Annotated in this window: 12 protein-coding genes, 1 pseudogene and 1 riboswitch; of the genes and pseudogenes, 6 read left to right on the top strand and 7 right to left on the bottom strand. The window is 60.1% G+C overall.

Annotated features, from left to right (window positions below):
• Positions 1-60: 60 nt before the first annotated feature.
• Positions 61-1,059 (top strand): GlxA family transcriptional regulator, encoded by a 999-nt coding sequence (locus HFO99_RS12830; RefSeq protein ID WP_315857744.1) that lies wholly within the window; start codon positions 61-63, stop codon positions 1,057-1,059.
• Here the strand turns inward: HFO99_RS12830 and HFO99_RS12825 are convergent.
• Positions 1,034-1,909 (bottom strand): LysR substrate-binding domain-containing protein, encoded by an 876-nt coding sequence (locus HFO99_RS12825; protein WP_222251870.1) that lies wholly within the window; start codon positions 1,907-1,909, stop codon positions 1,034-1,036. The two genes, HFO99_RS12830 and HFO99_RS12825, sit on opposite strands and share 26 nt — an antisense overlap.
• Before the next feature lie 112 nt (positions 1,910-2,021).
• Between HFO99_RS12825 and HFO99_RS12820 the strand changes: the two genes are divergently transcribed.
• A complete protein-coding gene (locus tag HFO99_RS12820) occupies positions 2,022-2,933 on the top strand; it encodes a DMT family transporter (RefSeq protein WP_222361561.1) in 912 nt (303 codons plus the stop codon).
• 174 nt (positions 2,934-3,107) lie between these two features.
• A riboswitch (cobalamin riboswitch) is annotated at positions 3,108-3,308 on the top strand.
• Positions 3,309-3,526: 218 nt separating this feature from the next.
• On the top strand, positions 3,527-4,717 hold the full coding sequence (gene fdhA, locus HFO99_RS12815; RefSeq protein WP_011654396.1) for a formaldehyde dehydrogenase, glutathione-independent: 1,191 nt from the start codon (positions 3,527-3,529) through the stop codon (positions 4,715-4,717).
• A gap of 89 nt (positions 4,718-4,806) precedes the next feature.
• Here the strand turns inward: fdhA and HFO99_RS12810 are convergent, their stop codons facing one another.
• Positions 4,807-5,613, bottom strand: coding sequence for a transporter substrate-binding domain-containing protein (locus HFO99_RS12810; RefSeq protein WP_222361560.1), 807 nt, complete (start codon positions 5,611-5,613; stop codon positions 4,807-4,809).
• A gap of 127 nt (positions 5,614-5,740) precedes the next feature.
• Between HFO99_RS12810 and HFO99_RS12805 the strand changes: the two genes are divergently transcribed.
• On the top strand, positions 5,741-8,113 hold the full coding sequence (locus tag HFO99_RS12805) for a putative bifunctional diguanylate cyclase/phosphodiesterase (protein WP_261323120.1): 2,373 nt from the start codon (positions 5,741-5,743) through the stop codon (positions 8,111-8,113).
• Positions 8,114-8,193: 80 nt separating this feature from the next.
• Positions 8,194-8,778: a cysteine hydrolase family protein gene (locus HFO99_RS12800; protein WP_222361558.1), complete on the top strand. Its 585-nt coding sequence runs from the start codon at positions 8,194-8,196 to the stop codon at positions 8,776-8,778.
• A gap of 190 nt (positions 8,779-8,968) precedes the next feature.
• Here HFO99_RS12800 and HFO99_RS12795 read toward each other — a convergent pair.
• Positions 8,969-9,100: pseudogene (locus HFO99_RS12795) on the bottom strand (arginase family protein); the annotation flags it as partial.
• A 130-nt stretch (positions 9,101-9,230) separates the two neighbouring features.
• On the opposite strand from HFO99_RS12795, the gene HFO99_RS12790 reads away from it, so the two are divergent.
• Positions 9,231-10,394, top strand: a complete 1,164-nt coding sequence (locus tag HFO99_RS12790; RefSeq protein ID WP_222361557.1) for an aminotransferase — start codon at positions 9,231-9,233, stop codon at positions 10,392-10,394.
• On the opposite strand, the gene HFO99_RS12785 is transcribed toward HFO99_RS12790, so the two are convergent.
• From HFO99_RS12785 to hutC, 4 genes are all read right to left on the bottom strand, one after another.
• Complete coding sequence (locus HFO99_RS12785; RefSeq protein WP_222361556.1) at positions 10,374-10,910, bottom strand: flavin reductase family protein; 537 nt, start codon at positions 10,908-10,910, stop codon at positions 10,374-10,376. The genes HFO99_RS12790 and HFO99_RS12785 overlap by 21 nt on opposite strands.
• Entirely contained in the window at positions 10,907-12,262 is a 1,356-nt protein-coding gene (locus HFO99_RS12780) for an LLM class flavin-dependent oxidoreductase (RefSeq protein WP_222361555.1), read from the bottom strand. The genes HFO99_RS12785 and HFO99_RS12780 overlap by 4 nt, the downstream gene beginning before the upstream one ends.
• Positions 12,263-12,478: 216 nt before the next feature.
• Positions 12,479-13,411, bottom strand: a complete 933-nt coding sequence (locus tag HFO99_RS12775) for a LysR family transcriptional regulator (protein WP_222361554.1) — start codon at positions 13,409-13,411, stop codon at positions 12,479-12,481.
• A gap of 30 nt (positions 13,412-13,441) precedes the next feature.
• Positions 13,442-14,149: a histidine utilization repressor gene (gene hutC, locus HFO99_RS12770; RefSeq protein WP_222361553.1), complete on the bottom strand. Its 708-nt coding sequence runs from the start codon at positions 14,147-14,149 to the stop codon at positions 13,442-13,444.
• Positions 14,150-14,353 lie beyond the last annotated feature (204 nt).

Below are 14,353 nucleotides of genomic sequence, written 5' to 3'. Positions count from 1 at the left end.
ATGGATGGCAATGCATTGCAATTTCGGAAGCAATCGATACATTATGGGAACTCCAGGGAGGTGATCTTGCTGCAGCGATCGACGGAACGGCTCGATATCGACCTTCTTGTCCTGCCGGACGCGAACCTGATCCTGATCGCCTCAGTTATCGAGCCGCTGCGCGGCGCCAACCGCATTTCCGGCAGCGAACTCTATCGCTGGCGGCTGCTCACGCCGGACGGAGCACCGGTCCCGACCACCAGCAATATTGCCGTGCCCGCGCAAGGCGCTTTCAAGGCGACGACCGAGGATACGCCGCTGTTCGTGCTGGCCAGTTACAACTGGCGCCGAAGTGCTACGCCGGCACTCAAGATGCAGCTCTCCCAAGCCGCCCGCTATCGCACGGTGATTGCCGGCATAGAGTCCGGCACATGGCTGCTGGCTGAAGCCAGCCTGCTCGACGGGTTACCGGCGACCGTCCACTGGGAAGACTACGAGGATTTTGCCCTGGCCTATCCTGAGGTGCGGGCCGTCAAGGATCGCTTCGTCATCGACGGCAAGCGGCTGACGACCTCGGGTTCGCTTCCGACCGTCGACCTGATGCTGGAGGTGATCCGGCAACGGCAGGGCTATTCGCTGGCGCTCGAGGTCAGCCGGCTGTTCCGTTACGAGCAGCCGTCCTTCCATGCCGATGAATCACTTTCCGCAGCCTCGGCCGGACTGCGCATGCACGATCCCCGCGTGACGCAGGCAGTACGGCTGATGGAGGAGCATATCGAGCAGCCTCTGATCCTCACGCGGCTGGCCAGGCGGGTGGGCATCAGCGCTCGGCATCTGCAGGATCTCTTCCAGCAGAGCATCGGCGCGCCGCCGCATGTGCATTATCTCGCGCTGCGCTTGAATGCGGCGCGCCGCAAGGTAATCGAGACGACAGCCTCCTTTGCCGACATCGCGGCGGCGACCGGCTTCAACTCGGCCTCAGCCTTTGCGAGAAGCTACCGGGCGAGTTTTTCCGAGAGCCCGTCCGAGACTCGGCGCCGCTTGCGCCGCCGCATCACGTCACCGGAGATGCGGGCATAGGCTGAAACGCATCCCGTATCATTTCGGCGAGTTCCCGGACGGCCTCGCTGGAACGGTAGGTGCTCCGGCGGAGCACGACCTTAGAGTTATCGACCGGCGGGAAACCGTCTTCAGCGGTGAGTTCCCGGCAGCCGGGCGGAATGCTGCTGCGGGAAAGCGTGGTGACGGCAAGGCCTGCGGTCACGGCATTCTTCAGCCCCGAGCCGGTATCGGCAATGAATGCGATCCGATAGTTGCGGCCGATCTGCTCCAGCGACCGGAGCGCAAAATCGCGCGACCAGGTGGAGTTGCGATAGGTCGCTATCGGCAGGGGATCGATGTCGTGCAGCCGGTGCACCATCGATGTGACCCAGACCGTGGGATCAATGCAGATGACCTCGCCTTTCGTTTCATCGCTCCAGTCGAAAACGACGGCCAGATCAAGCTCATCCCGTTCAAGGGCCGCCAAGTTGCGGACTGTGTAGTCGCAGGACACGGTGACCTCGACGGCCGGGTGGCGTACTGCGAAAGCCGCAAGGGCTGCCGGCAGCACCGTCTGGCTGTATTCCTCGGGAATTCCGATGCGTACCGGCCCGTCCAGCGGTTTGCTACGGATCGTCGCGGCGGCCTCGTTCAGGAGATCAATGATCCTGCGGGCATAGGGCACGAGCTGTATGCCCTGGCGTGTGAGCAGCACACCGCGGGCGCCACGCTCGAACAGCGTTTCGCCGATCGTCTGCTCAAGCCTCTTGATCTGGGTGCTGACGGCCGACTGCGTCCGCCCGATGCGCTGGGCAGCGGCGGAGAAATTGGAGGTTTCGGCAACGACCAGGAAGGTTCTCAGCAGGTCGCTCTCAATCGGCTGATGCATGGAATAGCCATAGAAAAAATCGATGATAGTTATCACTACTATTCGTTTGTCTGATGTCAATTCTCAGCGCACAAAAGAGCCGCGTTCGACTTCCTTCTTTGAGAATATCTGCGTGAACATTGAAAATCCGGCCAGACGCCTCGCAGGCAGCGAGCACGAGAAGGGTGTGCTTCTCATCATTGCCGCGACACTTGCCTGGAGCGCGAGCGGTGTTTATTCGCGACTGCTGACCACCGACGTATGGACGGCGATCGCCTGGCGGTCGTTGTTCGGAGGCCTGTTCCTGCTGATCCCCTGCCTTTTCCTCGAAGGGGGTATTTCGCGGCAGCAATGGCGTTCCGTCTTCCATCCCACAGGACTTGCGATGATCGCATGCCAGACCTTCAGTCAGGGATGCTTCATCGGCGCGCTTTACATGACCACCGTCGCCAATGTGACGATGATCTATGCGACCGCGCCGTTTATCGCAGCGTTGCTCGGCTGGCTTATCCTCAGGGAGAGAGTTGCCAGGCGGACGTTGATTGCCGGCGGCATCTCGCTCCTCGGCGTCACGGTCATCGTCGCCTCGTCGATCGGCGGCGGCACCGGTTGGGGCGATCTGCTGGCGCTCGGGATGACCGTGTCCTTCGCGCTCGTCATCATCATTCCGCGCATCAGCCCCGATGTGCCGAGCTTGCCACCGACCGTGGTCAGCGCATTCTTGACGCTTGCCATCTTTGCCCCGTTCGGTTCGGTCGGCTCACTCGACCTGCACAACTGGATCGTTCTTGCCGCCTTTGGAGCGACCAATTTCTCGCTCGCGCTGGTGCTCTTCCTTGCCGGGGCGAAGCGGATGCCGCCGGCGGAGGCGGCGCTGATCGGCACGATGGAAATCGTGCTTACACCCTTCTGGGTCTGGTTGTTGTTTTCCGAGCAGCCGCCCGTTGCCACCTTTTTCGGCGGTGCGATCATCCTTGGCGCCGTGCTCTGGCACACGGCCATCGACGTCAACCGCAGCCGCAGCCGCCGGCCGCATCGCGCGTAAACCTCTCATCCTCAACGCAGGCCGCAATCAAATCTTCCCGGGCGATCCGGAAAACCGCCGTATTCGCGGGATCAATTATTTCCCCTGCGCAGCGATCTTTTGCGACTTTACCGACTGTCGTCTTTGAGTTGCGCCCATGTCGTTTTCTTGATCGCTGTTTTCTGTCAGGCATGGTTTGTTTGTGATGTTCAAGGCGCTATCTCGCAAACTGGCGAAATGGACATTGGCAAGGCGGCCCGACGCCGGCGCTGCCCCGCAGCGGTAGAAGAACTGAAATCCTCAAGGAAATCGCCGGATCGACATCCGGAAAGATATCGAGATGGATCGGAAGGAGATTCTGGAGCCGGAAACCAGCTCTTGCGTAGCAAATCGACGGATTGCGGCAGACGGTCACGAGCGGAACGACAGGCGAAAACCGTGGCGTTCACTCCTCTACTGCATCCAATCTGTCCGATTTGAAAATTCGAATATCGCCCGGTGCGGCGGTATCCGCGTGTTTTGGACACCGGGCTGCAGAGGAGGCAGGCCGGAGGGAAGTTGCCATCGACTGCATCGGTTGCAGATCGAGACATTCAAACAAGTGGGAGGAATCCATGAGCAAAAATAGAGGCGTCGTCTATCTCCGGCCGGGCAAGGTCGAAGTTCGCGACATCGACGATCCGAAGCTGGAAGCGCCCGACGGCCGCCGCATCGAACACGGCGTCATCCTGAAGGTGATTTCGACCAATATCTGCGGCTCCGATCAGCACATGGTCCGCGGCCGCACGACGGCGATGCCGGGCCTGGTCCTCGGTCATGAAATCACCGGCGAGATCATCGAGAAAGGCATCGATGTCGAGATGCTCGACATCGGCGATATCGTCTCGGTGCCGTTCAATGTCGCCTGCGGCCGTTGCCGCTGCTGCAAGTCTCAGGATACCGGCGTCTGCCTGACAGTAAACCCGGCCCGCGCCGGCGGTGCTTACGGTTATGTCGACATGGGCGGCTGGATCGGCGGACAGGCACGCTACGTCACCATTCCCTACGCAGATTTCAACCTGCTGAAAATCCCCGATCGGGACAAGGCAATGGCGAAGATCCGGGATCTCACCATGCTTTCCGACATTCTGCCCACCGGCTTCCATGGCGCCGTGCGTGCAGGTGTTGGGGTCGGCTCGACCGTCTACGTCGCAGGCGCCGGCCCGGTCGGCCTTGCCGCTGCCGCCTCGGCTCGCATTCTCGGCGCTGCTGTCGTGATGATCGGCGATTTCAACAAGGACCGCCTGGCGCATGCGGCAAAGGTCGGTTTCGAACCGATCGACCTATCGAAGAGCGACCGTCTCGGCGATATGATCGCACAGGTCGTCGGCACCAACGAAGTGGACAGCGCCATCGATGCGGTCGGCTTCGAGGCGCGTGGCCACTCGGGCGGGGAACAGCCGGCGATCGTGCTCAATCAGATGATGGAGATTACCCGTGCCGCGGGTTCGATCGGCATTCCCGGCCTCTACGTTACCGAGGATCCGGGCGCCGTCGACAATGCCGCCAAACACGGCAATCTTTCTCTCCGCTTCGGCCTCGGATGGGCCAAGGCGCAGTCCTTCCACACCGGCCAGACTCCGGTGATCAAATATAATCGTCAGCTCATGCAGGCGATCCTCCACGACCGACTGCCAATTGCCGATATCGTCAACGCCAAGGTCATCCCGCTCGACGATGCCGCCGCTGGATATGAGAGCTTCGATCATGGAGCGGCGACAAAATATGTCCTCGATCCGCACGGAGAGGTGGCGAAAGCCGCATAGCGATTACGACCGAGGTACTTTACCTGACAGGAATGGCCGGCGGAAACCCGGCCATTCCGCGTTTGTCACATGACAATTTGCTTGACGAATTACTGGATGCTGAACGGGAAGTATTTTGCGTTAATCATGTCGTAGGTCCCGTCCGCCTTGATGCTCTTCAACGCTTCGTTCAAACGCGTCAGACGCTCCTTGTCGTCCAGGCGCAGCGCGATGCCGGCACCTTCGCCGAAGTATGTGACGTCGGCCAGATCCGGTCCTTTGAACTCGCAGCAGGTTCCCGCCTTGGTGTTGGCGATCCAGTCGTAGATGGCGAGTTTGTCCTCCAGGATGATATCGACGCTGCCGTCCGACAACCCCTTGTACAATTCAGGCGAAGACCGGAAGACTTTCTTCTTCATCTCCGGATAGAGATGGTTGGCATAGGATTCCTGCGCCGTCGACGACGTCACCCCGAGGATCTTGCCGCTGAGGCCAGCTGGGCTGACATCGCTGATCGACGAAGCCTTCCGAGCGATGAACACGGAGGGGCTGTTGTAGTATTTCTCCGTGAAGGCAACCTTTTGACGCCGCTCAAGGCTCATCGACATGGATGAGATAATCGCGTCGTATTTGTCGGCAACGAGATCGGGGATGATGTCGTCCCACTTCTCGATGATAAATTGGCATTCGAACTTGCCAACCTCGCACAACGCATTGGCAATATCGATGTCGAAGCCCTGCAGCTTGTCATTGGCATCGAGATAGTTGAAGGGTGGAAATGCACCCTCGACGGCTATTCTCATCGGCATGCGATCTTGCGCAGCCGCATCGAGCGGCGAGGTCGCGGCGAAAAAGATACCGATCCCGCCTGCCATCAGCGCTCCGCGCAATATAGTCTGTATAGATATGCGCAACATCGTCAGGAGCTCCTTAGGGCGTAGTCGATCTCGCGCTATAGTGCGCCGCAGCCTTTAATTCTACGTGAACGCTTCTTTGTTAGCGTCGACGAATGCGCCCGCGTCGGGGGTGTTCAGGGGTCCAGGCTTGCACATCGTTCTTCCTTCCAGCTCCAACACGTTTCAGAAATCCTGGATCGCTTCGGGAAGAATTCTGTTTCTGATTGCCGTCAGCGGACTTGGGGCTATCGGTCTTGTCGTGCTTTCGGCGTTGTGGGCGGGAACCGAGAGCGACGCTGCCGCCCTTGATCGACAGCGCCAGCTTGTGAATGCGCGCCTACGGGAACAGGTCGATGAAGTCGCGCATGTTATCGGCCAGTTCGGCAACGGCTATCTCACACGTGTTTATCCGGCGGCCCGGTCAACCGGAGGCTCCTCCTCCAGCCTCGATGCTGTTCTGTCGGCGGCGGCCGGAAGTGCGATCAGCCAGACTGCAATGTCTGCCTTCGGCTATGATCAAGCTTTTGTCGTCGACGAGAAGGCGCAACTGCTCATGCTGGCGGATGCCCAGACGGAAAAGCGTTATCGCTGGATGAAGCCTCTCTTCTTGCCCCTCCTTCAGGATGCCCGGCTTGGGGTAAGACAAGGTACGGTTTCCAACGAACGAACACCGTCTTCAATGGAAAGCCGCCTTGCGAGTGCCGCCCGTTCGAAACTTGCGCTCGCCAATCTGATGCGGCTGGAAGGTCGGCCGACGATCGTCGGCATCGTCGCCATCAACGAGGCAACTGAGAGGCAGAGCCAGCCAATGCGGCAATTCCTGATCGTCGTGCGCTTTATCGATGGTGCGGCGCTGGACGAATTGAGCCGGCAACAGGGCCTTAACGGCGCCCGCTTCGCGCGCACGGCCGATGCAGACGAAAACGAAGTTGCGTTCCAGATTGACGCCACGGCAAACGGCGAACCGATCGGCTTCATCGTATGGCGACCCGATCTTCCAGGTTCGAGGGTGATCGGCCGATTGATGCCGGCGCTTTCGATTGCCGCCTTGGTCATCGCGATCCTGTTCTCGGTCTTGCTGGTGCGCCTGCGAAGCAGTCTCGGCGAGTTGAAGAAAAGTGAGCTGCATGCAAGGCAGCTTGCCTTGCATGATGTGCTTACGAGCCTTCCCAACCGCGCTTTGTTCGCGATCAGGTTCGACGAGTGCCTAGCCGAGACGCGGAACTCGGCCGAGCGCTCGGCGGTCGCACTTCTCGACCTCGACCGCTTCAAAGCCGTAAACGACACGTTCGGCCATGCCGCCGGCGATGAACTCATCAGGATGGCTGCGGAGCGGATCCGCTCCCTGCTTCGTCCGGGCGACACGCTTGCCCGGCTCGGAGGGGACGAATTCGCTCTGCTTCTCCGAGACATCAGAGATCATGACCACGTTTTGCCGGCAATATGCGACGCGATCGTTGCCGAACTTGGCAAACCCTTCCCGCTTTTGAGGGGCGAGGCGGTCGCGCGCGTCGGCGCCTCGATCGGCGTGACCGTCGTGCCGGATGCAGGGCGGAATGCCGATGACATCATGCGCTACGCCGACGTCGCACTGTATGAGGCAAAGATGGGCGGCAGAGGCCAGTGGCGTCTCTATTCATCGTCCATGGACGGCGGCCGGAATGCGCGCGACATTCTCAAGAACGAATTGCGGGAAGTTCTGGCCAAAGGCATGGCATCATCCGCTGATGGCCCACACGTCGATCCGAGTGCGAACCGGCCGGACTTCGGATCGCTCGAGGTCTATTACCAGACGGTCCATCGCGCTGAGGCAGGATACGCGGCGTCGGGCGCCGAGGCTCTGGTGCGTTGGCGTCACAGTCAGCGCGGACTATTGACGCCTGCCAGCTTCATCCCTGTCGCCGAGGAGGGCGGCCTCATCGACGCTCTCGGTTTCTGGGTCTTGCGCGAAGCCTGCAGAGCCGCTTGCAAATGGCCGGAGGACACGTTTGTTGCCGTCAACGTGTCTCCCGCCCAGTTGAGAAGACCAAATTTCGCCGAGGAAGTCTTCACAGTGCTGCAGGAGACTGGTCTGCCGCCGTCCCGGCTCGAGCTCGAGCTCACCGAGTCCTCGCTCATCGAAGATAATTCGGACGTCTATACGGTGCTGAAGTCGCTGCGCAGCCGGGGTGTTCAGGTTTCGCTCGACGATTTCGGGACCGGCTTTTCATGCCTCAGCCATCTGCTGCGCTTCGATATCGACCGCATCAAGATCGATCGATCGTTCGTCTCACAGCTCGGCACCAAAGCCAACGGGGCGGCAATCATCGGCGCCATCGTCGCGCTCAGCCGCAACCTTGGTATCTCGACGACGGCGGAAGGGGTCGAAACGGAATATCAACGCGACTTTCTGGCCGCCCTTGGCTGCACTGACCTCCAAGGCTACTTCTTTTCGAAACCGGTTCCTCTTGGCGACCTTGATAGTTTCGGGAAAGCTGAAAGCGCCGGGTTACTCTCGACCGCTCCAGGCGCCGTCGCGTAAGAGGCTTCTGATCTTCGCTGGCCAGGGGAACTTTCGCCCCTTGCGACAGTTGATGCCCCGAACACCGGATGGAGGATCTGATGGGCGAGGTCGGGGAGTGGCGGCACCTTTGCGTCGACATGCAGCGGATGTTTGCCGAAGACACGCCGTGGCAGGTTGCCTGGATGGTACGGATCTCTCCCCAGATCGAAGAACTGGCCGGGCGGCACCCGTCGCGAACGATCTTTACCCGCTTCCTGCCGCCCGAGCGTGCGGACGACATGCCGGGGAAATGGCGGGATTATTACCGGAAATGGTGGATGATGACGGGCGAACATCTTCCGCGCGACTTGATCGATCTCGTTTCATCGCTGGCGTCGCTGGTTCCGCCGGCAAGGCATTTCGACAAACGCACCTATTCCCCTTGGATCGACGGTCGCCTTCATACGATCCTCCAGTCGGAGCGGGTCGATACGCTTGTCGTAACCGGCGGAGAAACCGATGTCTGCGTGCTGGCCGCGACGCTCGGCGCGATCGATCTCGGCTATCATGTCATCGTGCTCAAGGACGCCGTCTGCAGCGGCTCCGACGAGACGCACGACGCGTCACTGGAACTTCTGCACGATCGGTTTTCCGTGCAGCTCGAACTCATAGAGACCGAAGAGTTTTTGAGGTGCGTTGCCTAGAACGCATGGCGTGACGATGACGGCTTCGCCGCAATACTGCACATCGCCTCCACCAACGGGCGGCTGCAAGAGGGAGGGGCGGTGGCCACGATCATGGGAGCGATAATCCTTGCTTCCACCATTGCTGGCGTGTGAATGACATGGTCTTGGCCCATCCGGCCGGTTCCCACAGATAATCGAGAGGTCGGCCTTAGCGCCTGCCGATCGATGGACTAAACACCATGAGGCTCAGGACCTCGAAGAGCGCCTGTGTTGCGGCGTGCGCCGTGTTGGTCGTTGCGCCATATTGCGGGGCAACTTCGACGACGTCACCACCCACCATGTAGGGTGCGCTGAGCAAGGTCGGCACTCCGGCATATGGCGCCAGTCTCGTGCCGTTCTTGGAGATCGGACAAAGAGGTTGAGAAAGCAATTGGTATCGTTATAGCAATCGGTATCAAAGAGAAATCGATATGATCGCTGCAAAACCCAATTCGCTCGTTGCCCGCCTCTCTGCCCCACCCATTCCTTCCGTCATCGCCTGGAGCCGCGAATATAAAGGAGAAAAAGGACCGCTCATCGACCTGTCGCAAGCCGTTCCCGGCTATCCCGCGCATCCGGAGATGCTGCGGCTTCTGGGCGAAGCGGCTGGGCAACAGGCCATGACGGGTTACGGGCCGATCGAAGGTGAACCTCTGCTGCGCAAGGCCTACGCGGCTCATCTTGCCGCGCTTTATGGCGCCGACCTTTCCGCCGGTAATATTCACATTACCGCCGGCTGCAATCAGGCGTTCATGTGTACGGCGATCGCGCTGGCGGGCGCGGGCGATACGGTGGCGCTGACCAATCCCTTCTATTTCAACTACGACACGACGTTATCAATGCTGGGGATCGGGCGTCGATTGGTCGATTGCGACCCAGCCGGCGGCTTTCTTCCCGATCCGGGTTCGGCTGAGGCGGCGCTTGCGGCCGGCGCGAAGATGCTTGCCGTCGTCACCCCCAATAATCCCACAGGGGCCGTGTATCCGCCGAGCCTGCTTCACGAGCTTTTTGTGCTCTGCCGGAAATATGGTGCCTGGCTGGTTCTCGATGAAACCTATCGCGATTTCCTAGCCGAGGGTTACGGGCGGCCGCACGCTCTACTCTCCGAGCCGGGTTGGGAGGACACGCTCGTTCTTCTCTACAGCTTCTCGAAATCCTTCTGCATTCCCGGTCATAGACTGGGTGCAATCACGGCGGGCCCCAAACTTGTCGCCGAGATCGCCAAGGTGATGGACAATATGCAGATCTGCGCGCCGCGTTCGGCACAGGTCGCCGTTGCATCGGCGATCCCGGCGCTCGCCGATTGGCGAGCCGGCAACCAGTTGGAGATCGCTCGCCGGGCGGAGGCGTTGAGGCTGGTCTTTTCCGGGCTGCCGGATTGGGAGATCGCCGCGATCGGCGCCTATTTCGCCTTTGTCCGCCATCCCTACGCCGATAAATCGTCTTCCGAGGTTGCCGAAAAACTCGCCAAGGAATCCGGAATGGTTTGTCTGCCCGGCGCCTATTTCGGCGAGAGGCAGGAGGGTTATCTCAGACTTGCCTTTGCCAATGCGGATGTCGCCTCGATCGGGCTATTATCCGAGCGCCTTCGTTAGCTTGCGGCGATCGACGTCCGCTGGAAGTTCATGATAGCCGCCGCGCCAATATAGCAGCGGCCCTATGCCCTGCCGGATTTCCATCGCGCAGACATGTCCGACCAAAATGGCGTGGGAATTGTAGTGGAATGCGGTTTCGAGCTTGCAGTCCAGGACCGTCAGGGCATTTTCAAGGGCCGCCGCGCCGGTCTTGAGGCGATACCATCCCGCATCGCCGTAACGTTCGGCGCCCTTTCGCCCGTCAACACCGGCAAAGGATTGCGCCACCTGCTGCTGGTCGGCGGCCAGTACGTTGACACAGAAGCAGCCGTACCGCTGCAGCGCCGGCCATGAGGAAGACGCTCGGTTGACACTGACGATGACGGACGGCAACTCTGCCGAAAGTGAGGAGACCGACGTTGCCGTGAAGCCGGTGCGGTGTTGCCCGTCGCCGACCGTAATCACGCTGACGGCACCTGCCAGATGACGCATCGAAAGCTTGAAGTCCGCTTCGCTGATCAAAGCCTCGACACTCATCGGGCTGGCTCTTGTGTTTTGGCAAAGCGATTGACAGGCATTGAAAGACCGAGGTTTTCGCGCAAGGTCTTGCCCTCGTATTCCTCGCGGAACAGTCCGCGGCGCCGAAGCTCGGGCAGGACAAGCCGCACGAAGTCGTCGAGGCTGGACGGCAAGGTCGGAAACATCAGGATGAAGCCGTCGGCCGCACGCGTCTCGAACCATTCCTCCATGAAATCGGCGATCTGGGCCGGCGTGCCTGTCATGCCGTTTCCCGTATGTTTCTCGGCATAGTGGCGGATGAGTTCGCCGACGGTGTGACCGCTTTTCACGAAATCGACCAGCTCGTCGAACAGGGCGCGTGATCCCTTCGGCGTCGCCGGCAGCCGATCCATGGGGAAGGGCTTGTCGAGAGCGACATCGCGCAGGTCCGCCTCGAGGAATTCGGAAAGCATCAGCCGGCCGACATCCGGATGCATCTTGTCGATCAGATAATCCACCTTCGCCTTTGCCTCGGCTTCGGTTTCACCGACGTTGATCACGATGCCCGGCATGATTTTCAGGTCGTCGGGATCGCGCCCAAAGGCCGGCATCCGGCTCTTGACGTTTTCGTAGAAGGCCCGGTTGCGCTCGATATTCGATGCGAGGCTGAAGACGATCTCGGCCGTGCGCGCCGCCATGTCCATTCCAGGTTCCGAACCGCCCGCCTGGGCGATGACCGGGCGGCCCTGGGGCGTTCGCGCTATGTTGAGCGGCCCGCGAACCTGGAAGTGCTTGCCTTTGTGATTGAGCGCGTGGTGTTTGTCCTTGTCGTAGTAGATGCCGTTTTCACGGTCGAGCAGCAGCGCGCCGTCCTCGAAGCTATCCCAGAGGCCGAAAACGACATCGACGAATTCGTTGCCGCGCTCGTAGCGCAGCGCATGCGGGTCGAGCCCTTCGCGATTGAAATTGTAGCCGGTTTCGTCGTGGTCGGACGTGACGACATTCCAGCAGACACGGCCCTTGCTCAGATGGTCGATCGAGGCGAACAGGCGCGCGACATTGTATGGCTCGTAGTAACTCGTCGACACCGTCGCCACGAGGCCGAGATCGTTGGTGGTGACTGCCAGAGCTGAAAGCAGCGAGAGCGGTTCGAAGCGGTTCATCTTGGTCGGAATGCGGGCAAGCGCCTTCGGATCGCCAACGGCGGCGGCGGGAGAATCCGCCATGAACATGAAATCGAACTTGGCCGCTTCGGATCGTTTGGCAACATCGAGCAGATGAGCGAAGTCGTTGGCGCCATTGACATTGCTTGCCGGATGCAGCCAGGAGGCAGGGTGAAAGCCGAAAGTATAGACGAAAGTCCCGAGTTTCATCTTGTCGGTCCGCGCCATTGAGCTCTCCTGCCATTGTCCGCCACGCCGCCTCTTGAAGGCGACTGCGCAAATTATCGCCAGGCGCAAATGTTCATCAATATCACGCAGCTGAGTTCCGTTTTAGTTTTTCTAAAGTGTTGACTGCAGCGCCGCGCGTCTTTTCTGACGCGCAAAGGACGCTGTAACATTTTTGAATCGATGCATAATTTCTCAAATCGATTCCGATTTGAGAAATTATGCAGCAGGAGCTGATGCCAAGGCCTGCTGACGGGAAATGGCAATGAGCCAATCGCGGAATTCTCGCCCGTGGGGTTTCTGCAAGGCCGCCCGATCCCAGGCGAGAAAGTAGCTCTCGCGCAGTGCAATACGCATATCGACGGGAATGACCAGCGTTTGCGCCGCAAGCTCATCTGATATCATCGACATCTGCGCGAGAACGATGCCGCGCTTGTTGACGGCGGCGTCAATTGCACTGCTCGACAGGGTGAAGGAGAGACCCGGCGTCGACGCATCGAGGGGGACACCGGCCTTGGCGGCAAACTCCGCCCAGCTGGGATAGGGGGTGAAGTGCCGTTCCCACTCGACATGGAGAAGGGGCTGTTCGAAGAGATCGCGAGCCGCATGCGCGCGATCCTGCATCAGCGCCGGCGAGCAGGCAGGCACCACCCAATCGCGGAACAGTTCCGTATAATGTTCGTGCTGCAGCACGTCCGACCCATAGCTGACGCGGAAATCGACATCGTCGAAGCCGATGCGGGGCTCTTTGTCGCGTCCGATAATCCTCACCTGCACGTCGGGATGAAGCGCCTGCCAGTCGAAGATGCGCCTGCCGATCCATTTGTTGACGACGGAGGAAAGCGCACTGAGCACCAACGCTGTCTCGTTGCGCGCCTTCTCCAACAGTTGCTGGGCCAGCGCAAATTGCTCGAACCCCTTCGATATCTCCTGGTGGTAGAGCCGGCCCCAGGCGGTCAGCTCGACGGTTCGCCCGCTGCGCTCCAGAAGCGAAACGCCAAGAAAGCTTTCGATCTTGCGAATCTGCTGGCTGATGGCCCCGGGCGACACCTTGAGTTCCAGGGCTGCGGCCGTCACGCCGCCGCAGCGCCCCACCGCCTCGAACGCCTGCAAACTTTTCAGCGGGATCGCCTTAAGGCGCTCGTCGGTCATTTGCAGAACCCCCCGTGATGTGCACCAAACTCAATTTGCTGCCGGATGAAACGTTCCCGCGAACTGGAACCGGTCACCTGGATGGGTAAACTCGACATAGGTCACGGTACGACCGTTCTGCCAGGTCTGGCGGATGAGGCTGAGGCAGGCCTCGCCGCGTTCCGTCTGCAGAATCCGCGCCGTCGTGGTGTCGGCCGAAACGGCGCGAATGACATGTTTGGCCTTGGACCAGGGAGCCTCGTCAAGCAGCCATTTGCCGGGCGGAATTGAAGCAAAGCTCTCCTCTCTCGCCCGTGGGACAGCATCGAGCATGATGATCCGCCGCTCGATGGCATTCGGTCTGCCATCGACGATATGCAGGCATTGAAGCCTGAGGACTTCCGCATCAGCTGGCTCCGACAGCTGCTGCGCCTCGGCCTCTCCAAGGCGCTCGACCTTGCGGGCGAGGATTTCGAAGCGGTGTTCGTGCCCAGCCAGTTCCGCCTCAGTGCTGATATCCTGAATATCCATCACCGTGCGGTCGATCTGGGGCGATGCGACAAACGAGCCTGTCTTGCGCCGTCTGACGATCATGCCGCGCTCGGCGAGCGCCGACAGCGCCTTGCTGACGGTCATCCGCGAGCACCGATATTCCGCCGCGAGTTCGTGTTCGACGGGAATACGGTCACCGGGCCGCCAATCGCCGCTGATGATCTTCGTCTCGATATCGGTGAAAATGCGCTGATAAATCGACACCAATCCCGTACCTCATCCGGCGTCAGCGACCATAAATCCGGAACGCTCATGCCAGCGAGATCGACGCCATCCGGCACAAATTTTGCGTTCCTCGTCTTTTACATTGACACTCTAGGCCGGCCTATATCTATTTGTATAGTCAAAAGCGGAGCATAGAAATCCGCGCAGAGGAAATCGAAGTCGGGAAGCAAAACTCCTCCGCCGGGG

The organism is Rhizobium leguminosarum, assembly GCF_019798305.1.
GTDB lineage: Bacteria > Pseudomonadota > Alphaproteobacteria > Rhizobiales > Rhizobiaceae > Rhizobium > Rhizobium leguminosarum_U.
This window is presented reverse-complemented; position numbering and strand designations above follow the sequence as displayed.